Genomic DNA, 21,117 nt, shown 5'->3' with positions numbered 1-21,117 from the left:
ACTGCCGGGATGGCAATGGAAGGAATGGTAACATGGGAAAGACGGCGGTTATTGCCGGTGCCACGGGTTTGGTCGGGCAGGAATTGCTGCATTTGCTGATGGAAAGCAGCCATTATGACCGTATCATTACGCTTGTCCGAAGGAAAACAGGCATCAGCCATTGGAAAGTGACAGAAGTGGTTGTTGATTTTAACGGCCTTGAAGACTATAAAACTTATTTTAATGCGGATGATGTTTTTTGCTGCCTCGGTACTACGATTAAAAAGGCAAAAACAAAAGAAAATTTCAAAATGGTTGATCATCTTTATCCCGTAGTGATGTCCAGACTTGCAGCAGAACAGGGCGCACGTTCGTTTATGGTAATTTCGGCCCTTGGCGCAGGGAGGGATTCCCGTTTTTTCTACAGCAGAGTTAAAGGAGAGATGGAGGATGACGTGGCGGAAGCCGGTGTGCCGCTGATCGGAATTTTTCGTCCTTCTCTGTTAACAGGAGAGCGGGAGGAGTTCCGGAAGGGAGAACGTGCCGCTGACTGGATTGCCGGGCGGTTTTCCTTTTTGTTCAAAGGTGTTCTTAAAAAATACCAGCCTGTAAAAGCAAGTTCGGTCGCGGCAGTGATGTTTTGGTTTGCTCAACAAGAAAGGACAGGTATCCATTTTATTTCATCAGAGGAGATGAACGATTCTTCATATCATCATTATCAAGTGAAATGAGTTTCTTCCATCCTAATAATGGGCTATAATTAAAGTACAGATTGATTTGGAGGGATATTATGAACGCTTACGAAGAGTATATGAAGCAGATGGCCCAACCGATGAGAGCCGAGCTTACAAATGCAGGATTTAATGAATTGACAACACCGGAAGAAGTGGATGGTTTTATGGAAAACGCAGAGGGGACCTCTCTTGTTTTCATCAATTCCGTGTGCGGATGTGCTGCAGGACTGGCACGGCCGTCTGCGATCTATTCACTTAACCATGAAGCAAAACCTGATCATTTGGTGACGGTTTTTGCCGGACAAGATAAAGAGGCAACTGCAAGAATGAGAGAATATTTCGAAGGATTTCCTCCTTCATCACCGTCTATGGCCCTGTTAAAAGGTAAAGAAGTGGTTCACTTCATCCACCGCCATGATATCGAGAATCACAGTGCAGAAGAGATTGTCGGTAACCTTGTGAACGCTTATAACACGTATAACAAATAAGTAAATAAATGAAAGAATCTTCTGAGGAAGCTATTGCCATTCTCTGAGGGTTCTTTTTTTTTGCAAAAATCAGGAGGAGTCGGGCAACTAATCACTCATTTTGTAAAAAATTCAGAAAACAATTGCACTTTTATCCTGCATGTCATATAGTATACCTAACAGATGTTAGAAAAGATAACATGAGAAGGGTGGAGATGTAACATGAAGGAAAGCACGATAATGATGTACATGGATTCTCTGTGGGTAATGGTTGCGGCGATCCTGGTGATTGGAATGCAGGCCGGATTTGCATTGCTGGAAGCAGGATCCACACGAATGAAGAATTCCGGTCATGTGGCCGGTAAGCAAATTTTAAGTTTTGCTCTTGCTACGATTGCTTTTTGGGCGGTCGGATTTGGAATCACATTCGGAGAGGGGAACAGCTTATTTGGGACTTCCGGATGGATGCTTGGAGGCGACAGCAAAACATTTGAGGCCTTATCCTGGGCTAATGTGCCGCTTTCTCTTAAGTTTTTGTTTCAACTTGCATTTGTCGGTGTATCACTAGCGATTGCATGGGGAGGTTTTGCCGAGCGTGCGAAATTATCCGTTTATTTTATTTTCGGCATCGTCTTCACCGTTTTAATTTATCCGGTTATCGGTCACTGGGTTTGGGGAGGTGGCTGGCTGGGAGAAATGGGAATGCAGGATTTTGCGGGCTCAACGGTAGTCCATCTCCAGGGTGCGATTGCCGCTCTGGTAGCTACACTTCTTCTTGGACCGAGAATTGGCAAGTTTAACAAGGATCGCACCCCGAACCTCATTCCGGGTCATAACCAGGTTTATACGGTTCTTGGCGGAATCATTCTTTGGATTGGCTGGTTTGGTTTTAACGCAGGAAGCACGATGAGTACTGCGGATGGGTTTTTCGGTTACATTGCTGTGACGACCAATCTCGCAGCAGCGGCAGGTGCGATCGGAGCGATTTTGACTTCCAAGTTCCTGACAGGCAAAGCGGATATACCCGCGATGGTAAATGGTGTTCTTGCTGCTTTGGTGGCGATTACGGCAGCATGTGCGTTTGTTGAAGCTTGGGCAGCTATTGTGATCGGTTTCTTTGCCGGAGCGTTTACCTTCTGGACGTCGGTTTATTTTGAAAGAAAAGGGATTGATGATCCGATTTTTGCATTTTCAGTCCATGGAATTGCGGGAATTATTGGTACGATTTCGACCGGATTTTTTGCCTCTCCACGCCTTGTTGAACAAACTGGCGTAGGCAAAGCGGGACTTTTCTATGGCGGAGGCTTTGAGCAATTGCTGGTTCAAACCATCGGAGTTCTTGGAGCGGCCGTTTATGTCGGAATTGTTTCCTTCGTTTTATTGTTTGCCATGAAAAAAATGGTGGGTCTCCGGGTGACACCAGAACAGGAAATTTCCGGACTCGATATCAGTGAACATGGTTCATACGGCTACCCTGAACACCTGGATCCTTCACTTACGAGCAGCGCCAAGAAAGCAAACTAAGTCCATGCTGAACCTATTTGATGAATCAAAAGACAAATATGATGTCCTTTCGATTCGTGGAGTGAAGGAAAGGGTGCGAAAAGCGGATACATTGGAAGAATTGCGAAGAATCCACGAGCAGTTTATCTCGTGGATTCAGGCGTTGCAGGATTCCTGCCTTCCGACTGGTGAAATCTATACTCATTTAAATGAAGCGCACGATGAAATAACGAGGAAGGCAGTTTCTTTCGCCTACTTGCATATTGCCGGGGAAATCGGTGAGCCTGAAGGGGATTTTTGTTTTTTCAGCATGGGATCAAGTGCAAGGCAAGAACAGACCATTTGGACCGATCAGGATAATGGATTGATTTATGATTTCGGGATGGACCAGGTAAAGGCTGAACGTTTTGCCAGGGAGTTTTCCCAAGCTGCCGTCCATTATTTATCTGAAGCCGGATATCCTTTATGTCCTGGAAATGTAATGGCCTCCAATCTCCGTTGGAGACATAGTGAAAGTGAATGGAAAACACAGCTCGCTTCCTACTGGAACGAGGCGGGTGAGCATGATTTGAAATATTTGATGATGCTGCTGGATACAAGGCCTATCTTTGGGAATCCGGGGCTTTTGTATCAACTGCGGTCCTGGTATCTTAATGAGCTCCGGCAGTATCCGAAAATAATCGTGAAGATGTCCTCACTTGCGGGATCCCATGATATTCCGATTAACTTTGCTGGAATGATATTCACGGAGAGATGGGGGAAATTCGCGGGCCGTTTTGATCTGAAGCAAGGCGTGTTTGCTCCCTTTACCAATACTGTAAAAGTTTTGGCTGCCATCAGCCAGGTTGAGGAATCCTCAACAAGGGAGAGACTAATAGCTTTAGAGGAGCGTGGAGAGCTTTCTCCGCGTCAACTGGAAGATTGTCTTCTGGCTTATGATTTTCTTTTGCATTTGCGGCTCTGCCATTCTGTAGGGGCCAGGGAAAATGATGATAAACTCGATTATCATATCCTGTTAAACCGCTTGGAATCCACTGAGGCTACCAAGTTGAAAGATGCCATGAGACTTGCAAAGCGGCTGCAAAAAAAATTAAAAAAGAGAGGAATTCGGTTTGAACAATCAACCGGGATTTGACGGAAATCTGAAACAGTTCATGAACCGCCTGTTTAATCTGGGTTTGAAACGGGGAGAAGTACCGCCGGGCAGTCCGGGATCCTTTCAGCATGAAGCCTGGATCAGGAGGCTGCTGAAGGAAAAGGCGTCCAGACGTGCAGACCTGAATACCCGGCTGGAAGACGTCCTGTTTATCATACTTGATACAGAAACAACCGGTTTCCGGCCGGAGCACGGTGACCAAATCTTTTCTGTTGCTGCCACACGCATTAAAAACAGATCCATTCTTGGCGAGTTTCATAGTTTAATCAATCCGGGAATTGAGATTCCAAAAGAAATCAGTCTCCTTACCGGCATCACCACTAATGATGTAAAAGAGGCGCCGCCATTGGATGAAAAAGCGGAAGAAATTCTGGACTTTTTATCCGGAGGCATCATCATCGGCTATCACATCGCCCATGATTATTCGTTCTTGAACCATTACTTGTGGAGAAGATATCGTTCTTCTTTAAAACAGCCATCCCTTGAGCTGGCTCTCCTTATGGAACGCCTTACCGGGTCAGGCACTTTTCCCAGCCTGGACAGTGCTGCCAAGTATTTTAATATTCCTTGCCACAACCGGCACCAGGCAGACGCCGATGTTAAAATCATGAGCAGTTTATGGAGAAACTTGCTGCGGTTATGTATTGAAAAGGGCATTGAGACCCTGGAAGACCTTTATATTCATATCAAATAAGAAAGCAGGGGCGAATCGCCCCTGCTTTTTATTACCGGCTTTTTGTGCTGCTGGAGCTGCTGGAGCTGCTGGAACTGCTGCTTTCATAATGTTCCTCGCCGCCGAATCCGGACCAGCAGGAGCAGCCAATAATGATCAACAAAATAAAGAGAACGATAAGCAGGGTGAATCCGAAACGTCCGCCGCCATATCCGCCATATCCACCGCCATAACCATAATCATAACAATGGGATCCCCCGTAGCCATAACCGCCGCCATATCCGTGGTCATAGACGGGTGAAACAGGAGCAGCTGGCACGTTGAGCGGCTGGTTTAACGGGATGTTGACTGGTTTGTTTACGGGCATATTGATAGGGGTGTTCATGGGTTTATTCGCCGGGGCCATAGGTACATTTATTTTTTTGTTTTCCATTATTGTCCCTCCATAAATGAATAATATAGGTATATATCACCTTACAGCCTATGTACGTTTGCCCTGGTCGGTAACGGACAAATGCGGATTTTTTAAAAATAAAAAAACGTTCCTGAGCGGAACGTTTAAAGCCATGTGATCTTTGGTTCGGTTTTGGATATAATCCTCACAATGTTGGTGCGGTGACGATATAGAAGAAACAGCAGAAATGCCGTCATTACAATCGTTAAGAGCATGTCCTTTACAACCAGTCCATAAATGACAGCAGCCAAGCATGCGATGAGGGAAGAGAGAGAGACATACTTGCTGATGTAAAGCACAATAAAAAATACAGCCATAAGCAGAACAAACATGAGAGGGGCATAAAACAATAAAATCCCCGCAGATGTGGCAACCGCCTTTCCGCCTTTAAATCTTGCAAATAAAGGGTAGCAATGACCGATCACTGCCGGAATGCCGGCAACTAGGATATGAAGATCTGTATGAAGCAAAACAGGAAGAGAAGCAGCAAGGGTTCCTTTAAGGATGTCCGAAATGGTTACAATGAAACCTGCTTTTTTCCCAAGTACCCGGAAGGTGTTCGTTCCTCCAAGGTTTCCGCTGCCGTGCTGTCTGATGTCTATGCCATAACCCCACTTGCCTACAATGAGCGCAAAAGGAACCGAGCCAATAACATAAGATAATAACAGAATAATAAATACCATACGATTCACCTTTCGCCAGTCTTTTATCTTATTATATAACCATTTCCATCGTTTAGGATAGAAAATTTTTAAGCGGGACAAAAAGGTGAAAAAACCACGTCCGTTATTGGGCGTGGTCTTTTGCTGTATTTTTTTTGAAGGGCAGCCACCAGTTCCATTTGCCCATCAGTCTCATTAAGGAAGGGACAAGAATCATTCGGACAAGAGTGGCATCTATGAAAATAGCCAGTGCGATTGCAATGCCGATTTGTTTTACCGGCATGACATCTGTCGTTACAAATGAACCGGTAATCACGATCATAATCGCGGCGGCTGAGGTAATGATTTTGGAGGTGGAGGTTAAACCGTCCAGTGTTGCTTTGTCGTTGTCACCAGTGTTTTCATAGACTTCCTGGATCCGGGAAATGAGAAAAACTTCATAGTCCATACTAAGCCCAAAGACAATGCCGAACGTAAAGACGGGAATCATTAAGCCGATGCTGACAGGATCCATAAGATTTCCGCTTTGGAAAATCCATACCAGCAGGCCAAAGGTTGCCGAAAGGCTGAGAATATTCATGACAATTGCTTTTAGCGGAATAAACAACGATTTAAACGCAAGAAGAAGGATGATAAAGGTGGAAAGCAAAACGATAACAAGCCCTTCAGGTGTTTTATCCAAAATTTCATCGAAGATCTCCTGATTAAACTTGGTCGAACCACCTAATGTGAGATCCAATCCGTTATTCTTGCCTTCCCAGTCTTTGACCCATTGCTTTGCCTTATCTGACGTTACGCCGACTGTAAGATAGGCCTGAATGACCGTCAGATTATCATTGGTATAGTGGTCGAGCACCGGCTGAAGTCGGCTTTTTCCTTCCTTGGTTTTGATAAAAGATTTTAATTGATCTGAAGGCATGCCGCCGGTATGAGCGAACAGGGAGTCCACCCGGTCCACGACCTTTTCTTTTTTCAGCCGTTCTACCAGCTGCTCCGCCCGGTCGAGGTTTTGGCCAGTCAGTATATCTCCATCACTTTTTGCCACAATGGTTACTGGATATAAGTCTTTTTTGCCGAATGTATCCTCGAATTTTTCAAACATGATTCTGGATTCGTAATCAGGTGGAAGAGACTCAGCCTCAGGGATTGATAACTCCAGATGGCGTACAGGCAACAGTAAAATGATAAGAATGGCAATGGATGCGGTCAGCATGATTCCCGGGCGTTTCATTACAAATGATGCGAAGGTCTTCCAGCCGGACCGTTCACGATTGCGTTTTAAAATCATCAGTGAGTTGATACGCGGGCCAATAACGCTCAATACGGCAGGGAGAAAGGTTAGCGCATTAATGACAGAAATGATAACTACGACCATGCCTCCAAGGGCAACTGAACGAAAAATATCGATTTGGATAAGCAGCATGCCTGAAAGGCCAAGGAACACACACAAGCCGGAGAACGCTATGGACCTGCCTGCCGTTTGTACAGAAATAATCACTGCTTTTTGCACGGAATGCTTCTCAAGTTCCTCTCTGAATCGATTAACCAGCAAAAGAGCAAAATCGATGCCAAGTGCAAGGCCGATCATCGGAACGACATTTAAGATGAAGATCGTTAAATTCAGTTCCTGGCCGACCAGATAAAGCACGCCCATCGCGCATACGACACTGACCAGACCGATAAGAATGGGGAGGCCGGCTGCGACCAGTCCGCCAAATGCCAGCAGAAGAATAATCAGCGCAGCAGGAAGTCCGATCGCCTCGGCGCGTGCCAGGTCTTTCTGGCTTGCTGCGTTCATGTCTTCAGCGATGACCGGGCCGCCTGTGATTCCAATTTTCACATCCTTTGTGCTGGACGTTTTTGAGCGGATCTGTTCAATCGAATTTTTAAGTTCTCCGAAATTTCGGTCAAAATTGACTGTGGCATATGATGTACTTCCTTTAATCATCTTTTCTGAAGAATAAGGTGATGTTACACTGACCGCATGATTTACGGTTCTCAATTTTTTCAAAGTACTCTCCACCGTGTTTTTGTATCGCGAATCATCAGGGGAAAGGGTATCAGATTGAAAAAGCACCATAACCGATGATTTAGGCTGGTCAAAATCCTCCTGCATAATATTTTCCACCTGTTTAAATGAACCTTCCATTTCAAAACCGCTTCCGCTGAGGGAGTCTGGAAGTTTCAATGCAAGAACACTAAAGGCTGCTGCCATTAAAATCCAAACCGCGATAATCAGCTTCCGGTATGTATAAACGAACTTTCCGATTCCTTGAAACAAACTCCAATTTTTCATGGGTTCCCTCCTTGATAGCTGCTGTTTTGAGTGAAGGATTGCTCTTCCGGCAAATGTGTGATAAAAGATAAAATAAGAAAGGTTCTGGTGAAACAACAATGATTGTAACGACGGCAGGGAAATTTGATAAAAAACTGATCGAAAAAGCGGAAAAAATCAATGAGATGGTCGGAGGAACGTTTGTGCTTAGAAAAAATAAATCCATCTCTTCCTTACATACCCAATTTCAGGATCATCTATTAATGGTTGGTAAAGAAAAACTGACCTTGCATCCTTTCGGCGGGTCGGAACCGTTATTTTTTCATCCTAATTCCTCCATGTTCCGGGTGAAGCAGCTGGTAAGGGGAGAGCATGATCCTTTGGTCACGGCAGCCCGCCTTAAAAAAGGGATGACAGTTCTTGACTGTACGGCTGGTTTGGCTTCTGATGCGATCGTATGCAGCCTGGCTGTCGGGCCGGAAGGGAAAGTGACCGGTTTGGAGAAAAACCAGTACATTGCATTTTTGGTTAAAAGCGGATTGATAACGTGGGAGAGCGGATTGACAGAAATGGATGAAGCCATGCGACGGATTACCATCCTCCATGAAGATCATTTAGCCTATTTGAAGAGGCAGCCCGATCGATCCTTTGATGTTGTCTACTTTGACCCGATGTTCGAGGAAACGATACAATCCCCCAGCATGAGCGGATTGAAAAATCTGGCGGATTATTCGCCGATCACTGATGATATCATTTCAGAAGCAAAGCGGGTCGCCAAAGAACGGGTTGTATTAAAGGATCATTATAAAAGCAGCCGGTTTGAACAATTCGGATTTACGGTGTTGAAAAGGCCGTCCTCAAAGTTTCATTATGCCGCCATTGAACTAGGAGATTGAGGGGAATGCGATGCTGACGGGGTTAATGCTGCTTCTTCTTGCAGGTGCCGGAATCGCAGGATTTATCAAAAAGCATATTTTAAGGATAAAAGATCCTGATCTTGATCAATATTTGGCACAATTAAAAAAACAGGAGTGGTATCAGGAACTTATGAATGATCCGAGGTCTTCCGGATTAATTCAATCGTTTGAAAAAAGCGGTCCGTTAAAAGATGTTTATTACGTTCAGAAGCTTCTTTCGAACGATGGGTTCAAAGATGGTTTTATAGCTTATATTAAAGAAAAATCCCGGTAAAGCAGCATTGCTTTGCCGGGATTTTATTGTTACTTCAAAAGCACCTCAGTGTTCATGGCCCACTCGTTAATTACGCATTCTCTTGCACCGGTCACAACGTACGGATCATTTTCGGCCAGTGAAGTTGCTTCTTCGAGATTGGCAGCCTTGTAAATCACAAGGCCTCCCGTTCCGTCAGTAAATCTTCCGTATGTAAAAATATTTCCCTTTTCAGCAAGGTCTTCTAGATAGCTTAGATGCTCCTGACGGTGAACCTTGCTTTTCTCTTCATCTAGTACTGGTAAACGGACAGCATAATAATTCATCATTTAACCTCCAGGATATGTAGTCTCTTTTATTATGAAGACAATTGGCAAAAAAGAAAAGGTGTATGCCCGCTGAAAAATGTATGAAAGTTTTCTCGTCGGCGTCCATAAAGTAAAATGAATCATTCTTTAAAATAAAACGGAATGCATGGGGGAGTACGATGAGAAAAAACCGGAGATATCCTGCCTGGAGTTCATTTGAATGCAGCGGGAGTCAAGATGGCGGCCGGGAAATCAATTGGCCGACTTTTTTCCTTAAACGAAACAGAAGAGGAGAATATACCGACAGAAAAGGAAACGTGGTGATCTGGCAGCTGAGGAACCCTTCTTCTATTGATTTTAAAGGAAATGAGCTGAGACAAGTACGTGCAGCAGTACGGAATTTGACTCCAGACCAGCTAGGGAAGATTAAATTTCACGGTGAGCATCTGTCACACTATTGGTCTCGGATTACCGAGAATTTGATTTCGTCTTATGCCTTGTCTTCTTTACTGTCTGCCAGAGTCAGGGCAGCTTTGAACATGGCGCTGTCGGATACAGCAGCTGTCGTTCACCATGTTAAAAAATCACATGACGTTCCGCGTCCCCATCAGCTGGATACTTCCCTGGAACCGGTCCTGACATTCATGTCCTCTCCTTCGTTTGTATGTGAACAGGCATCTTCTGCCGGCTGTGCTCACACGATCCTGTCTTACTTCTTTCCCCATGAGAACCGAAAACTTAAAATGCTGGCAGAGGAGATTTCGTTAACTCTGTTTTTGGCAGGGCTTCACTATAAGGCGGATGTTGAGGAAGGGATGAAATTGGGAAGGCAGGTGGGTGACATGGCTGTAGCCTCTCTCCGCTATCAGCGGGTGGAAGGTGATGTTCAAAAGAACCAAAGAAAAACGGATCTTACCGCTGGGTTGCAACCAAAGAAGAAGCCGGTCATTCGGCTTTAAGCGTAAACGAACTCCGGGCTGCCGGAGTTTTTTCTTTTTTTAAAAAGCAATTATGGTACGATAAATAAAAAACACACCCGGAGGGATATAGAGCAATGATCGATCTTAGAAGTGATACAGTGACAAAGCCGACAGAGCGTATGCGAAAGGCCATGTATGAAGCGGAGGTGGGGGATGATGTCTATGGAGAAGATCCAGCCATTAATCGCCTGGAAGAAACCGCCGCTGACATGCTCGGAAAGGAAAGTGCGCTGTTTGTCACGAGCGGAACGCAAGGAAACCAGATTGCAGTCTTAACTCATACGGCGCCTGGCAGTGAAGTTATTATGGAAAGTGATTCACACATCTTCATGTATGAAGGAGCCGCTATATCGGCTTTTGCAGGCGTTCAACCCCGCCTGGTTAAGGGAATCAGCGGCTCCATGCAGGCGGAGGATGTAAAAATTGCGATTCGGAGTGATGATATCCACCACCCTGATACAAGCCTTGTTTGTTTAGAAAATACACATAACAGGGCAGGAGGAGCAATCGTTCCCCTGCGTGATATGAAAGACATTTACAAGATTTGTTCCGCAGCCTCGATTCCTGTTCACTTGGATGGCGCCCGGCTTTTTAATGCAGCGGCAGGCAGTGAAATGAGTGTGAAAGACTACGCTTCTTATTGTGATACCGTCCAAATTTGTCTTTCCAAAGGGCTTGGAGCACCGGTTGGTTCGCTGATTGCAGGTTCGGAGGATTTTATCCGGAAAGCAAGAAAGTGGAGAAAACGACTTGGCGGAGGACTTCGCCAGGGAGGTGTGCTCGCCGCACCGGGGCAGATTGCACTTACTGAGATGACAGAGCGGCTGCATGAGGATCATGAAAAAGCACGCAAGCTGGCAAACGGATTAAGGGATATTCCGGCACTTTCCATCGAAAATCAGGTGGATACCAATATTGTGCTGGTTCATATCGGGCAAACCGGATTTTCCGCCGGCCAATTTTTGCAGCTGCTCAAGGAGCAAGGCATTCTTGCGGTTGCTTTTGGGCCCCAAACCATACGATTTACCACTCATTACGATGTAACACCAGGAGATATTGATAAAGCGCTCAGCAGTATCTCGGGGATTATTTCATTAAAGGTTATCTTGCATTAATATATAGAAACCGGCTTCCATTTTGGGAGCCGGTTTTCTTGCAGTCTTATAGTTTTGGGGGTACGCGGTGCTTTGTTGCCTGTTCGAAGGAGTAGGCGAGTGCGATCAGCTTCGGCTCTGAAAAAGCACCTGCTGTTAAAAGGATGCCAAAGGGTTTGCCTTCCTCATCATAGCCTGCGGGAACACTTATTGAAGGATACCCTGCTTTTGCGGGAAATCCGTACCCTGCATCTGTCGGATATAAAATGGCATCCAGCTGAAATTCCTTAAGAGTTTTGTCGATTCCATCTTCCCTGGTTTTTTGGAGGTCGTTCAGACGGCTGTTTAAATAGGAGGATTCGGTAAGTGTCCCGGATGTGTTTTCACTTTGCTCCAAAAGAACCTGCCCGTATTTCAGGCATTCTCCAGGGTGTTTTGAATTATACTCAATCACATCTTCAAGTGAGGTGATCGATGGAAGCCTGGTGTGCCGTTTCAAATAGGAATTGACTCCCGACTTAAATTCATAAAGCAAAACATCGAAACCTCCATCCTCCTGTTCCAGTGGGGTCGCTGAATTCAGAAAGACCATTTCCGCTCCTTTTTCCTTCATTGCTGCAATGGCTTGATCAAATAAATCCTTCTGGGAAGGAGAAAGTTCACGGATGGAATATTCATATGAAATACCGATCCGTGCACCGTTTAAAGCGTGTTCCCTCAGATAGACGGTATAGTCGGTTTTCCCTGAATGGGCAGCCTTTGCCGTAGCGGCATCATTATGATCTAGTCCGGTCAATGCTCCAAGAAGTATGGCAGCATCAGCTACCGTACGAGTCATCGGTCCTGCGGTATCCTGACTGACAGAAATCGGAATAATGCCAAACCTTGAAACCAGGCCAACTGTCGGTTTAATCCCGACAAGGCTGTTGGCGGCGGCAGGACTTGTGATCGATCCGGATGTTTCGGTTCCTATCGCAGCTGCTGCAAAATTTCCGGCCACTGCCGATCCTGATCCTGAGCTTGAACCGCTGACATCAAACTTCCCTGGGCCATATGGGTTCAGAACCTGGCCGCCTCGCGAACTAAATCCATTCGGCATGTTTTCTGTCATGAAATTTGCCCATTCCGTCAGGTTGGTCTTTCCGAGGATAATGGCGCCCGCTTCTCTTAATTTGGTTACGATATAGGCATCCTGGTCGGCGTAGGATTCACTCAGAGCAAGAGAACCGGCACTCGTGTGCATGGCATCACCGGTATTAATATTATCTTTGATCAAAACCGGAATCCCGTGCAGGGGGCCTCTTGCTCCTTTGTGCCTTCTTTCTTCATCGAGCGCTTCTGCAATGTTGACGGCATCAGGGTTGATTTCTATAACTGCATTAAGTTTTGGGCCGTTGTGGTTATATTTCGAAATTCTTTCGATGTACAGGGTCACGAGCTTTAGCGATGTGATTTCTTCTTTTTCCAACGCGTCCTGTATGTATGAGATGGTTGCCTCTTCTAATTGAAACGTATTGAATTTTGTGACTGACATGCTTATTCCCCGCTTTTCCTTTAATTTTATCAATATTTCCCATTTTTTGATAATTCAATTAAAGCAAAAAATCGTTCAAATCGCAAACTGAACAGTCTAGTAATTAAAAATAAGTTTACTAGTAGTAATAGATTTATTTAGCAGGGGGAAGTATATTTCTAAAAACATTGAATAATAATGGTAAAAAGACCTTGAAGGGGATGGTGATGGAGAATGAAAGGAATTACTAGTCTTACACTCTATAGCGGAAACCATAACAACTTCAGTGCGGATGATAGAATGATGCTGTTTGTTACAAAATTCCATCTAAAAACAAAACAGGAAAAGTGGCTGACTCTTCGCCGTCTCATGACGAAAAATTCCGGGGCATTGGCAGCTTACCTTTTAATCAGCTCCGAATACCGAAGGGACTTCCCGGAACTTCTTGAAGATGAGAAGGTAAGAAATTTTTATCTGGACCTGAAGCAGCCAAAAAAGCAGACGGCAACCGTCTAATTTAAGCTTGAGTTTTTATACCCGGTACTTTATTAATGCTATTCGTCCAAAGTGTTGTTATAATAGAATTGTATTAAACACTAGAGGAGTCAATAGCATGAAATATTTTACTGTTGAAGAAGCAAACCAGCTTTTGCCGGTTATCACACGTGAACTAGAAGCCCTTCAGCATCTTCAGCTTTCTTTTGTGAAATTTTATGATCAATTAGAAAAGCTCCGGTTGTCGGACAATCCGCCGGATGAGGATTTTTTTGTCCTTGAAAGCAAGCTGGATTTTATGGAAATGGAGGCACAGAGCTATATCCATAATATTCATTCCTTTGGGGCGGAACTAAAAGATATTCATGCAGGGCTTATCGATTTTCCGGGTATGATCGGAAACGAGGAAGTCTTGCTCTGCTGGAGACAGGGAGAACCGGCCATCACTCATTATCATGGCGTAGAAGAAGGATATATCAACCGAAAATCGCTGGAAAATTAAGTCTTAAATAAAAAATAAATTTATTTTCCCAAAAAGGCTTGTATTATTCCTGAAAATTGATTATGATATATCTCGTGACGGTGACCAAAACAGTCAGTTAAGCGCCTATAGTGAAATGGATATCACACGAGATTTCGGCTCTCGTATTCTGGGTTCGAATCCTGGTGGGCGCGCCAATTAAAGTTATAAATACCACGGGGGAAATCCGGTGGTTTTTTATATGTAAAAACGCATTTCAAAAACAAAATTCAACGTTGCAGGTTGGTGATTAATATGACAAACGAAATGCAAAAGCCTTATCGAATTTTATTGTATTATAAGTATGTGCCAGTCGAGGAGCATGAATACTTTGCAAGAAAACATTTAAAGTATTGCAAGGAACTCGGCGTACTGGGCCGTATTATTGTAGCCCCTGAAGGCATTAACGGGACAATTTCCGGCACGGTTGAACAAACCGAGCAATATATGCGTGATTTGAAGAGCGACCCCCGTTTTGAAGATATCGTTTTTAAGATTGATGAAGTAGAAGAGCACGCCTTCAAAAAAATGTTCGTTCGTCCAAAAAATGAGCTTGTTACATGGCGCTTTGAAGATGACGTGGATCCGAACGAGGTTACCGGCAAACGATTGAGCCCAAAAGAATGGCTGGAAATGATCCAGAGGGACGATGTTGTCATTGTTGACGGAAGAAATGATTATGAATATGAAATCGGCCATTTCCGGAATGCGATTCGCCCGAATGTAAAAGCGTCCCGTGAGTTTCCGGAATGGGTGAAAGAAAACCTTGATCAGTTCAAAGATAAAAAAGTCCTTACCTACTGCACCGGGGGAATCCGTTGCGAAAAGTTTTCAGGATACCTTCTTAAAGAAGGCTTCAAGGACGTTTACCAGCTTCATGGCGGAATTACAACCTATGGCAAGGACGAGGAAACAAAAGGACGGTACTGGGATGGCAAAATGTACGTCTTTGACGAAAGAATCGCAGTTCCTGTCAACCGCACTGAAGAAGATGTGGTTATTGCCAAGTGCTATTATTGCGGTAAAACTGAAGATCGTTATGTAAACTGCGCAAATCCGGATTGCAACCGTCAGCACGTTTGCTGTGAGGAATGTGAAGTTAAATATAAACGCTCATGTTCGGACGAATGCCGCAAGCATCCGAAAAACCGATATGAGATTGAAAATGAAATGAATGAAACAAAAGCACAATAATTAAAATCAGCCAAAAGCAGCCAGGTTTCTCTGGCTGCTTTTTATTTTTTTTCAAAAACGCTCACTCAAATGAACGATTATGACTGAAAATTACAATTGATGATTGAAATTGATTGTTTTTGAAAGTTTTTGATTGATTTTTGAAAAGGCTTACTTTATAATAAAAACAGCAGCAAGGAGGGGTATAATGCTGTTTTCACAGCGCCAGGAAATTATTTTATCGTTGATCGATAACCAAAAAGTAGTGACCCTCGAAGAACTTGTTCAGGAAACTGGTTCTTCGGAATCAACTATACGCAGAGATTTGGACAGACTTGAAAAAGCTAAAAGACTAAAACGAATACATGGCGGGGCATCGAGGATCGAGGACAAAGCGGAAGAACCTTCCCTTGCCGAGAAAACCTCCAGAAACGTGGAGGAAAAACAGAAGATAGGCGAATATGCCGCTTCTTTGGTTCAGGAGCATGAATGCATTTATCTGGATGCCGGAACAACTGCGATGCAGATGATTCCGCATTTGAATCTGGAAAACCTGATCGTTGTGACGAACGGGATTCATCTTGTGGAGCCGCTCGTGGAAAAGGGGATTCCCACGTATCTTGTCGGCGGTCTCATTAAGCCAAAGACAGGTGCCATGATCGGCAGCGGAGCCATAAAAAGCCTGGAAAATTACCGGTTTGATAAATGTTTTATCGGTATAAACGGGATTCATGAAGACTGGGGATATACTACCCCGGATCCTGAAGAATCCATTTTAAAGCAAAAGGTGCTTGAACTTTCTCAGGAAAGATATATCCTCGCAGATCCGTCGAAGTTTGGAAAATCCAGTTTTTCCAAAGTCGCTCTGCTTGAAGAAGCATTTATTATTACGGTTAACAGCCAAAAAGTACAGCTTGCACCATTTGAAAAGAAGACCTTGGTTAAGGCGGTGGAAAAATGATATATACAGTAACATTAAATCCTTCCATAGACTATTTCGTAAAAACAGATGGTCTGATGGAAGGCGATATCAACCTTGTCAATGAACAATCCATAGTGGCAGGGGGAAAAGGAATCAACGTTTCTAAAGTATTGAAAAACCTCGGTGTGGAGAGCATCGCTACCGGATTTGTCGGCGGTTTTACCGGTGACTTTGTTGAAACTTCATTAAAGAATGCCGAGATTGGCACCCGGTTTATCAGGGTCGAAGAAAACACCAGAATCAATATTAAATTGAATACCGGAAAAGAAACAGAGATCAATGGAATCTCTCCTTCCATTCCCGCATCTGCATTGGAACAGCTTGAAGAACAATTGCTGGCGAATCTCGAACCCACTGATTTTGTTGTGCTGGCGGGCAGTCTGCCTTCCAGTTTACCAAAAGATTTTTATGGTCAACTAATTACCTCCATTCGGGAAAAGGGAGCACAGGCCATACTTGACTCAAAAGGAAAGCCTTTACAGGAAGCCCTGGCTCATCAGCCATTTTTAATTAAACCAAATCACCACGAGCTAAGTGATCTTGTAGGCGCCGCCATCCATGGCCCACAGGAGGCCGCCGCATATGGAAAACAGCTTGTAGCCCAAGGTGCGCAGCATGTGCTTGTATCCATGGCCGGTGACGGGGCAGTATTTGTCAGCAAAGACCTTGCTCTTTTTGCCAATGTGCCACAGGGGATTTTGAAAAACTCCGTTGGAGCAGGCGATTCAGTAGTTGCCGGATTTCTTGCTCATTACACCGGACATAAAAATGTGCTTGAGGCATTTAAATATGGGGTTACAGCAGGAAGCGCTTCTGCCTTTTCCACAGGTTTCTGTACGGTAAAGGATATTGACCGCTATCTTCCGGAAGTAACCGTAAACCTGATAGAGGGGGAACAAGAATGAAGATTACAGAACTGATTACGAAAGAAACGATAAAGCTTAATCTGGTTTCAACGGATAAGCCGAATGTGATTGATGAGCTTGTCAATAAATTGGATGAAGCCGGAAAGCTGAATGATAAAAATGTTTATCGTGAAGCGATTCTGGCAAGAGAATCACAAAGCACAACAGGAATCGGTGAAGGAATTGCCATTCCTCATGCCAAAACGGCTGCTGTAAAAACCCCTTCCATTGCGTTTGGCCGCAGTTTGGAGGGAGTGGATTATGATGCTCTTGATGGCATGCCGTCCCACCTGTTTTTCATGATTGCAGCTAGTGAAGGCGCCAACAATGAACACCTTGAGACGTTATCCAAGCTGTCGTCTTATTTAATGGATATGACTTTTCGTGAAGGTTTGCTGAAAGCGGAAACAGAAGATGAAGTTATTACCTTGATTAATGAAAAACAAGCCGCTGAAGCAGCAGAAGAGGAAACGGAAGAGCAATTTGTAGAAACCGCTGAGGATGAAACGTATGTACTCGCTGTTACTGCTTGTCCTACCGGTATCGCCCACACCTATATGGCTGCTGACTCTTTAAAAGCCAAAGCGAATGAGCTTGGATTGAAGCTGAAAGTGGAAACCAACGGCTCAAGCGGTGTGAAAAACCGTTTAACCTCCTCTGATATTGAAAAAGCGACAGCTATTATTGTCGCTGCGGACAAGCAGGTGGAGATGGACCGTTTTCAGGGAAAAACGCTCATTCAGGTTCCGGTGGCCCAGGCCATCCGAAACCCGCAAAAGCTTCTGAATGATGCAGCAGAAAAAAGGGGAACCGTTTATTCGGCAGGCAGCAGGCCGCAAGAATCTGAAGGCGGAGAAAAACCAAAGCGTCAATCGGCATTTTACCGCCATTTGATGAACGGTGTTTCCAATATGCTTCCTTTTGTCGTGGGAGGCGGGATATTAATTGCGATTTCCTTCATGTTTGGTATACATGCAGCCGATCCGAAAGATCCTTCCTATAATCAATTTGCTGCTGCGCTTGATGCCATCGGAGGAAAAACAGCGTTTGCTTTAATGGTTGCAGTGCTTGCCGGCTTTATTGCCCGAAGTATCGCGGACAGTCCCGGATTTGCTCCAGGTATGGTTGGAGGATTCCTGGCATCTACAGGAAACAGTGGATTCCTCGGAGGCCTGATCGCCGGATTTCTTGCCGGTTACATTGTTCTTGGGCTGAAAAAACTGTTTTCCAGGCTTCCTCAATCCCTGGAAGGCATTAAACCCGTATTGCTCTACCCGGTGTTTGGTATATTGATTACCGGTTTGATCATGCTCTTTGTTATTAATGATCCTGTCCAGGCATTGAATGAAGCTCTTTCTTCCTGGCTCCAGGGATTGGGCAAAGGGAACGCCATTCTGGTTGGTCTTCTGCTTGGCGGAATGATGGCCATTGATATGGGTGGCCCCATCAATAAAGCGGCGTTCACATTTGGTATCGCAATGATTGATGCGGGTAACTTTGCACCGCATGCAGCGGTTATGGCAGGTGGAATGGTACCGCCGCTCGGACTTGCCATTGCAACGTCCATCTTCAGAAATAAATTTACCAAGCAAGAGCGTGAAGCAGGAAAAACCTGCTATGTCATGGGTCTTTCCTTCATCACCGAGGGTGCCATCCCGTTTGCGGCAGCTGACCCGGGACGCGTGATTCCTTCAGCGGTAATTGGATCCGCAACAGCAGGAGCGCTTACGCTGCTGTTTGGCATCGGTCTCAGGGCGCCTCACGGCGGAATCTTTGTTGTTCCATTTGTAGAAGGAAATCCGTTCCTTTATGGGCTGGCAATCCTGATCGGTGCTCTCGTTACAGCACTGCTCGTCGGTTTCTGGAAAAAACCCGTTCAGCAATAATTGCAAGTAACATCAAATCAGCTGGAGAAGGATTTTACACAAAATCCTTCACCAGCTTTTTTCTTTTTTTTCAAGGGATGCTATGATAGTAAAGAGGAATGAAGGAGTGAAACATATGGATCCAAAGGACTTGGAACAGCAAATTATTCAAAATTACAAGCAAGATGAAGGCATGATGATCCTCGTGTTTGCCCAATGGTGCATCAATCACGATATTGATCCGAAAGCATTGTACTTCCGTGCCTACCCTGCCCAGCAGGAAAATAAAATGCTCAATCATATGCTGGAACAAACCGTTCCAAAACAGGAATCCGATGAAATAGCGGACGGAACCGTCCTCGGTGTGCTTTCGTTATTTGGCAATGAAGATTTAGCCTTTGAGGTGATGAAAGAAATCGAAAGGAGACCAAAACCATGAATTCAATTGAACCCGGAATGAAAGTTACCGCATTATACAAGACTGGGAAATACATAGGTGAGGCAGAACAGGTGAAAAACGGAAAAGTGCTCGTGAGCATTCTGGCTGTTTTGAAGCATCCGAAACAGGGAGATCTGCACAATCCGAACCAGGTGGATGTTCCATTTTTTCATCAGCGAAAAGCATTGGCTTTTCACGAAAAAACATGGGCTCCGGACCATACTGTCAAACCCTTCGAAGAGCATGTGCCTGATTATGCTGAATCCTTGAAGGCCTCACTCGATGAGATGCAAAAGGAATTGGAGCAAAGAGCGGATGACTGGTCTGCACGCTCGCTTTCAGAGCTCTCCGATTTGAAAAAAGAATACCGTTTGTAATAAAAATAATACAACAGTGCACAGGAATGATATAATACCATGTGATAAAAGTTAACATAGTTTTTGGTTTTATATTACAGGGTACTATTACTATATTACTTCGATAAAGGTGGATGAAATCATGAATGAAACGCAGCAAAAGATTATTAATGATTTAGGAGTGAAACCTGAAATAAATCCACAGGAGGAAATCAAAAACAGAGTTGGATTTATGAAGGAATATGTGAAGAGCAATAAGTTGAAAGGCTTTGTCCTGGGAATAAGCGGTGGTCAGGATTCATCGCTTGCAGGAAAGCTGGCCCAAATGGCAGTCGATGAATTAAAGCAGGAAACAGGAGATGACAGCTACCAGTTTATCGCCGTCCGTCTTCCTTACGGAGTGCAGCATGATGAAGAAGATGCAAAACGCGCGATGAATTTCATTCATCCAGATCGCACGGTTACGGTAAATATTAAAAATGCGGTGGATGCATCGGCAGACGCCTTCCACGAGGCAACTGGAGGAAAGATCACTGATTTCCTAAAGGGCAATATTAAAGCCAGAGAACGAATGAAAGTTCAATATGATATTGCAGCAGCCAACCAGTGCCTTGTCATCGGTACGGATCATGCAGCTGAAGCAATTACCGGGTTTTTCACCAAATACGGAGACGGAGCATGTGACCTCGTTCCATTAACCGGTCTTAACAAAAGACAGGGAAAAGCACTGTTGAAGGATCTTGGAGCAGAAGAAAGGCTCTACATGAAAGTGCCAACGGCTGATCTTGAAGATGACAAACCAGGAGTGCCCGATGAAACAGCTCTTGGCATTACGTATAATGAATTGGATGATTATCTGGAAGGAAAAGAAGTTTCTGGAGAAGCGAGAGAAAAAATCGAACACCGGTATGCCATTACAGAACATAAACGTCGCCTTCCTGCCGCTCCGCAGGATGACTGGTGGAAATAAGACGAAAAAGCAGACCAAACGTCTGCTTTTTTTCATGGCGAAGATAGGATATACTTATCCTTGGAATCAAATGGAGAAAGGGAGCCGGCCGTGAGCAGAAAAGCGAAGATTATTTTTGTCATCAGCACCGTTGTTTTTATTATCGTTTTATCTTCTTCCATACAAAGAGAGAATGCCCGCAAAGCCAACTTGAAAGCGATCAGCAATCATTTTCAGCAAAAGTTCGAGCTGGACGAAGATTTAAAGAACCAGTACGATGATGAATTCAAAGTAAAAGTCGGGAAAGACAAATACATCGTAACATTAAAGAATCAAAAAGTCGTTTCCGCCAAAAAAGAATAGAATTCATCAAGGAAGATTGCCAGCGTTTAGGGGCGATCTTTTTTTAAACTGGCGTAAAACCACTTTGATGGTAGCGGAAGGCAGTGAACCTGTCATATAATC

General features: G+C 44.5%; 23 protein-coding genes, 1 tRNA gene and 1 pseudogene. 20 read left to right on the top strand and 5 right to left on the bottom strand.

What is annotated here, in order from left to right:
• Positions 1-32: 32 nt before the first annotated feature.
• The 5 genes from QYB97_RS01985 (at position 33) to QYB97_RS01965 (ending at position 4,533) form a co-directional block, all read left to right on the top strand.
• On the top strand, positions 33-710 hold the full coding sequence (locus QYB97_RS01985; protein ID WP_301164278.1) for an NAD(P)H-binding protein: 678 nt from the start codon (positions 33-35) through the stop codon (positions 708-710).
• 56 nt (positions 711-766) lie between these two features.
• Positions 767-1,201, top strand: a complete 435-nt coding sequence (locus tag QYB97_RS01980; RefSeq protein ID WP_301164896.1) for a BrxA/BrxB family bacilliredoxin — start codon at positions 767-769, stop codon at positions 1,199-1,201.
• 201 nt (positions 1,202-1,402) lie between these two features.
• Positions 1,403-2,704 (top strand): ammonium transporter, encoded by a 1,302-nt coding sequence (locus QYB97_RS01975; RefSeq protein WP_301164277.1) that lies wholly within the window; start codon positions 1,403-1,405, stop codon positions 2,702-2,704.
• Positions 2,637-3,818 carry a DUF294 nucleotidyltransferase-like domain-containing protein gene (locus QYB97_RS01970; protein WP_301164895.1) on the top strand — a complete coding sequence of 394 codons (1,182 nt, stop codon included), beginning with the start codon at positions 2,637-2,639 and terminating at the stop codon, positions 3,816-3,818. The genes QYB97_RS01975 and QYB97_RS01970 overlap by 68 nt, the downstream gene beginning before the upstream one ends.
• Positions 3,796-4,533, top strand: coding sequence for an exonuclease domain-containing protein (locus tag QYB97_RS01965; RefSeq protein WP_301164276.1), 738 nt, complete (start codon positions 3,796-3,798; stop codon positions 4,531-4,533). The genes QYB97_RS01970 and QYB97_RS01965 overlap by 23 nt, the downstream gene beginning before the upstream one ends.
• Before the next feature lie 97 nt (positions 4,534-4,630).
• Here the strand turns inward: QYB97_RS01965 and yjcZ are convergent.
• The 3 genes and pseudogenes from yjcZ to QYB97_RS01950 form a co-directional block, all read right to left on the bottom strand.
• Positions 4,631-4,831: pseudogene (yjcZ, locus tag QYB97_RS01960) on the bottom strand (sporulation protein YjcZ); the annotation flags it as partial.
• Positions 4,832-5,070: 239 nt separating this feature from the next.
• Positions 5,071-5,649 carry a glycerol-3-phosphate 1-O-acyltransferase PlsY gene (gene plsY, locus QYB97_RS01955; RefSeq protein WP_301164275.1) on the bottom strand — a complete coding sequence of 193 codons (579 nt, stop codon included), beginning with the start codon at positions 5,647-5,649 and terminating at the stop codon, positions 5,071-5,073.
• A 103-nt stretch (positions 5,650-5,752) separates the two neighbouring features.
• Positions 5,753-7,924 (bottom strand): MMPL family transporter, encoded by a 2,172-nt coding sequence (locus QYB97_RS01950; RefSeq protein ID WP_301164274.1) that lies wholly within the window; start codon positions 7,922-7,924, stop codon positions 5,753-5,755.
• 98 nt (positions 7,925-8,022) lie between these two features.
• Between QYB97_RS01950 and QYB97_RS01945 the strand changes: the two genes are divergently transcribed.
• Positions 8,023-8,799 (top strand): class I SAM-dependent methyltransferase, encoded by a 777-nt coding sequence (locus QYB97_RS01945; protein WP_301164273.1) that lies wholly within the window; start codon positions 8,023-8,025, stop codon positions 8,797-8,799.
• Positions 8,800-8,809: 10 nt separating this feature from the next.
• On the top strand, positions 8,810-9,094 hold the full coding sequence (locus tag QYB97_RS01940; protein ID WP_301164272.1) for a hypothetical protein: 285 nt from the start codon (positions 8,810-8,812) through the stop codon (positions 9,092-9,094).
• A 29-nt stretch (positions 9,095-9,123) separates the two neighbouring features.
• On the opposite strand, the gene QYB97_RS01935 is transcribed toward QYB97_RS01940, so the two are convergent.
• On the bottom strand, positions 9,124-9,402 hold the full coding sequence (locus QYB97_RS01935) for a YciI family protein (protein ID WP_425589751.1): 279 nt from the start codon (positions 9,400-9,402) through the stop codon (positions 9,124-9,126).
• A 158-nt stretch (positions 9,403-9,560) separates the two neighbouring features.
• On the opposite strand from QYB97_RS01935, the gene QYB97_RS01930 reads away from it, so the two are divergent.
• Positions 9,561-10,340 carry a phosphatase PAP2 family protein gene (locus QYB97_RS01930; protein WP_301164271.1) on the top strand — a complete coding sequence of 260 codons (780 nt, stop codon included), beginning with the start codon at positions 9,561-9,563 and terminating at the stop codon, positions 10,338-10,340.
• A 95-nt stretch (positions 10,341-10,435) separates the two neighbouring features.
• Positions 10,436-11,476 carry a low-specificity L-threonine aldolase gene (gene ltaE / locus QYB97_RS01925; RefSeq protein ID WP_301164270.1) on the top strand — a complete coding sequence of 347 codons (1,041 nt, stop codon included), beginning with the start codon at positions 10,436-10,438 and terminating at the stop codon, positions 11,474-11,476.
• A gap of 46 nt (positions 11,477-11,522) precedes the next feature.
• Here ltaE and QYB97_RS01920 read toward each other — a convergent pair whose 3' ends face one another.
• Positions 11,523-12,989 carry an amidase family protein gene (locus QYB97_RS01920; RefSeq protein WP_301164269.1) on the bottom strand — a complete coding sequence of 489 codons (1,467 nt, stop codon included), beginning with the start codon at positions 12,987-12,989 and terminating at the stop codon, positions 11,523-11,525.
• A gap of 213 nt (positions 12,990-13,202) precedes the next feature.
• On the opposite strand from QYB97_RS01920, the gene QYB97_RS01915 reads away from it, so the two are divergent.
• From QYB97_RS01915 to QYB97_RS01865, 11 genes are all read left to right on the top strand, one after another.
• Positions 13,203-13,484, top strand: coding sequence for a hypothetical protein (locus QYB97_RS01915; protein ID WP_301164268.1), 282 nt, complete (start codon positions 13,203-13,205; stop codon positions 13,482-13,484).
• 97 nt (positions 13,485-13,581) lie between these two features.
• The gene (locus QYB97_RS01910) at positions 13,582-13,965 is read left to right on the top strand and encodes a DUF2203 domain-containing protein (protein WP_301164267.1); all 384 of its coding nucleotides are present in this window, start codon (positions 13,582-13,584) and stop codon (positions 13,963-13,965) included.
• Between the two features lie 101 nt (positions 13,966-14,066).
• A tRNA-Arg gene (locus QYB97_RS01905) sits at positions 14,067-14,141 on the top strand.
• Positions 14,142-14,238: 97 nt separating this feature from the next.
• Positions 14,239-15,177 carry an oxygen-dependent tRNA uridine(34) hydroxylase TrhO gene (gene trhO / locus QYB97_RS01900; protein ID WP_301164266.1) on the top strand — a complete coding sequence of 313 codons (939 nt, stop codon included), beginning with the start codon at positions 14,239-14,241 and terminating at the stop codon, positions 15,175-15,177.
• Positions 15,178-15,364: 187 nt separating this feature from the next.
• Positions 15,365-16,117: a DeoR/GlpR family DNA-binding transcription regulator gene (locus tag QYB97_RS01895; protein ID WP_301164265.1), complete on the top strand. Its 753-nt coding sequence runs from the start codon at positions 15,365-15,367 to the stop codon at positions 16,115-16,117.
• Positions 16,114-17,043, top strand: a complete 930-nt coding sequence (pfkB, locus tag QYB97_RS01890) for a 1-phosphofructokinase (RefSeq protein WP_301164264.1) — start codon at positions 16,114-16,116, stop codon at positions 17,041-17,043. The genes QYB97_RS01895 and pfkB overlap by 4 nt, the downstream gene beginning before the upstream one ends.
• Positions 17,040-18,929: a PTS fructose transporter subunit IIABC gene (locus QYB97_RS01885; protein ID WP_301164263.1), complete on the top strand. Its 1,890-nt coding sequence runs from the start codon at positions 17,040-17,042 to the stop codon at positions 18,927-18,929. The genes pfkB and QYB97_RS01885 overlap by 4 nt, the downstream gene beginning before the upstream one ends.
• 115 nt (positions 18,930-19,044) lie before the next feature.
• Positions 19,045-19,347 (top strand): hypothetical protein, encoded by a 303-nt coding sequence (locus QYB97_RS01880; protein ID WP_301164262.1) that lies wholly within the window; start codon positions 19,045-19,047, stop codon positions 19,345-19,347.
• A complete protein-coding gene (kapB, locus tag QYB97_RS01875; protein ID WP_301164261.1) occupies positions 19,344-19,724 on the top strand; it encodes a kinase-associated lipoprotein KapB in 381 nt (126 codons plus the stop codon). Before QYB97_RS01880 ends, kapB begins: the two co-directional genes overlap by 4 nt.
• A gap of 121 nt (positions 19,725-19,845) precedes the next feature.
• Positions 19,846-20,673 (top strand): ammonia-dependent NAD(+) synthetase, encoded by an 828-nt coding sequence (nadE, locus tag QYB97_RS01870; RefSeq protein ID WP_301164260.1) that lies wholly within the window; start codon positions 19,846-19,848, stop codon positions 20,671-20,673.
• Positions 20,674-20,763: 90 nt separating this feature from the next.
• A complete protein-coding gene (locus tag QYB97_RS01865) occupies positions 20,764-21,015 on the top strand; it encodes a hypothetical protein (RefSeq protein WP_301164259.1) in 252 nt (83 codons plus the stop codon).
• Positions 21,016-21,117: the final 102 nt, after the last annotated feature.

It is taken from the genome of Fictibacillus fluitans (genome assembly GCF_030418125.1).
Classification (GTDB): domain Bacteria; phylum Bacillota; class Bacilli; order Bacillales; family Fictibacillaceae; genus Fictibacillus_C; species Fictibacillus_C fluitans.
The sequence above is the reverse complement of the archived record's forward strand: the minus strand, read 5'-3'. Positions and strand labels throughout refer to the sequence as shown.

Bases quoted from the DNA above. Each gene is read 5' to 3' on its own strand.
- QYB97_RS01930 (WP_301164271.1), top strand. From the start codon at position 9,561: ATGAGAAAAAACCGGAGATATCCTGCCTGGAGTTCATTTGAATGCAGC.
- QYB97_RS01885 (WP_301164263.1), top strand. From the start codon at position 17,040: ATGAAGATTACAGAACTGATTACGAAAGAAACGATAAAGCTTAATCTG.
- QYB97_RS01935 (WP_425589751.1), bottom strand. From the start codon at position 9,402: ATGATGAATTATTATGCTGTCCGTTTACCAGTACTAGATGAAGAGAAA.
- ltaE (WP_301164270.1), top strand. From the start codon at position 10,436: ATGATCGATCTTAGAAGTGATACAGTGACAAAGCCGACAGAGCGTATG.
- QYB97_RS01950 (WP_301164274.1), bottom strand. From the start codon at position 7,924: ATGAAAAATTGGAGTTTGTTTCAAGGAATCGGAAAGTTCGTTTATACA.
- QYB97_RS01895 (WP_301164265.1), top strand. From the start codon at position 15,365: ATGCTGTTTTCACAGCGCCAGGAAATTATTTTATCGTTGATCGATAAC.
- QYB97_RS01880 (WP_301164262.1), top strand. From the start codon at position 19,045: ATGGATCCAAAGGACTTGGAACAGCAAATTATTCAAAATTACAAGCAA.
- QYB97_RS01940 (WP_301164272.1), top strand. From the start codon at position 8,810: ATGCTGACGGGGTTAATGCTGCTTCTTCTTGCAGGTGCCGGAATCGCA.
- QYB97_RS01945 (WP_301164273.1), top strand. From the start codon at position 8,023: ATGATTGTAACGACGGCAGGGAAATTTGATAAAAAACTGATCGAAAAA.
- kapB (WP_301164261.1), top strand. From the start codon at position 19,344: ATGAATTCAATTGAACCCGGAATGAAAGTTACCGCATTATACAAGACT.
- QYB97_RS01915 (WP_301164268.1), top strand. From the start codon at position 13,203: ATGAAAGGAATTACTAGTCTTACACTCTATAGCGGAAACCATAACAAC.
- plsY (WP_301164275.1), bottom strand. From the start codon at position 5,649: ATGGTATTTATTATTCTGTTATTATCTTATGTTATTGGCTCGGTTCCT.
- pfkB (WP_301164264.1), top strand. From the start codon at position 16,114: ATGATATATACAGTAACATTAAATCCTTCCATAGACTATTTCGTAAAA.
- QYB97_RS01985 (WP_301164278.1), top strand. From the start codon at position 33: ATGGGAAAGACGGCGGTTATTGCCGGTGCCACGGGTTTGGTCGGGCAG.
- QYB97_RS01975 (WP_301164277.1), top strand. From the start codon at position 1,403: ATGAAGGAAAGCACGATAATGATGTACATGGATTCTCTGTGGGTAATG.
- QYB97_RS01910 (WP_301164267.1), top strand. From the start codon at position 13,582: ATGAAATATTTTACTGTTGAAGAAGCAAACCAGCTTTTGCCGGTTATC.
- QYB97_RS01920 (WP_301164269.1), bottom strand. From the start codon at position 12,989: ATGTCAGTCACAAAATTCAATACGTTTCAATTAGAAGAGGCAACCATC.
- QYB97_RS01970 (WP_301164895.1), top strand. From the start codon at position 2,637: ATGGTTCATACGGCTACCCTGAACACCTGGATCCTTCACTTACGAGCA.
- trhO (WP_301164266.1), top strand. From the start codon at position 14,239: ATGACAAACGAAATGCAAAAGCCTTATCGAATTTTATTGTATTATAAG.
- nadE (WP_301164260.1), top strand. From the start codon at position 19,846: ATGAATGAAACGCAGCAAAAGATTATTAATGATTTAGGAGTGAAACCT.